Raw genomic sequence first — 1,203 nt, forward strand, 5'->3', positions numbered from 1 at the left:
CCTCCCCGGAGACCATCCGCCGGGCACACGCCGTGCAGCCGGTCTCGGCCCTTCAGACGGAGTACTCGCTGTGGACCCGGGACGTGGAGGCGGAGATCCTGCCGCTGCTGCGCGACCTCGGAATTGGGTTCGTTCCGTATTCGCCGCTCGGACACGGGCTGCTGACCGGCCAGATCCGCTCCGTCGAGGACTTCGCCGACGACGACTGGCGCAAGACCAACCCCCGGTTCACGGGTGAGAACTTCCGCCGCAACCTCGCGATCGTCGACGAGGTGAAGGCCATCGGCGCCGAGATCGGCGCGACCCCCGCGCAGACCGCCCTCGCGTGGCTGCTGACCCGCGGGATCGACATCGCCCCGATCCCCGGCACCCGCAGGGTCTCCCGGGTCGAGGAAAACACCGCGGCCGACGGCATCGAACTCACCCGTGACCAGCTGGATCGGCTGAACTCGCTCCGGCCCGCCGCGGGGGAACGCCACGACGAGGCCAACATGGCCTCGATCGACAGCTGACAGGAACCCGGCACCAAACAAGGGGCGCGGATGCCCGATCCGCGCCCCTGGCAGCAACTTAGGATTCGACGTCGGCCGCGGCCATTGCCTTGTTCGTGAGGACGGGCATCATCCCCAGCAGCGCGAGCGTCAGCACTCCCATGATGCCGAACATGACCTGCAGGCCCAGCCATTGGGCCAGCAGACCGCCGGCTGCTGCACCAAGCGGCATGGTGCCCCACGCCAGCAGGCGGTAGGCGCTGTTGACTCTGCCCAGCAAGCGGTTGGGAGTAATGCGCTGGCGCAGCGATACGGTGATGACGTTCCAAAGCACGATCAGCATGCCGCCCACAAAAAAGATTGGGCCAAGAACATAGGGGTTGTCGGTCAGGGCGGGCGCACCTACGAACAGCGCGGCCCCGAAGATCGTCAGCATCAGGGACGTCGACCGGCCGAGCCTGGCCTCCACCCGCTCGGACATGAACGAGCCAACGAAGGCACCGAGAGCGGAGGTGGTCAAAAGCAGGCCGAACCCCACTTCGGAGAGCCCCATCTGTGAAGCCGGGCCCACGGCAAACAGCACGAAGACCGCGAAGGCCGCGCTGGATGCGAAGTTGAACACCCCGGTCATCACCGCGAGTGTGCGCAGGATCTTCTGGTTCCAGAGGAACCGCAGCCCCTCAGCAATTTCGAATCGCAGTGTCGTCTTCTG

The 1,203-nt window shown here is 66.4% G+C and carries 2 protein-coding genes; one reads left to right on the forward strand and one right to left on the reverse strand.

The genetic code is table 11. The features are described from left to right. A partial coding sequence (locus tag LQV45_RS33990) for an aldo/keto reductase (protein ID WP_230012253.1) occupies positions 1-512 on the forward strand: 512 nt, incomplete at its 5' end. A 58-nt stretch (positions 513-570) separates the two neighbouring features. Here the strand turns inward: LQV45_RS33990 and LQV45_RS33995 are convergent. After that, the coding region (locus tag LQV45_RS33995; protein WP_230012255.1) for an MFS transporter at positions 571-1,203 on the reverse strand (633 nt) is incomplete at its 5' end.

The sequence above is a fragment of the Microbacterium sp. Bi128 genome (assembly GCF_918698205.1).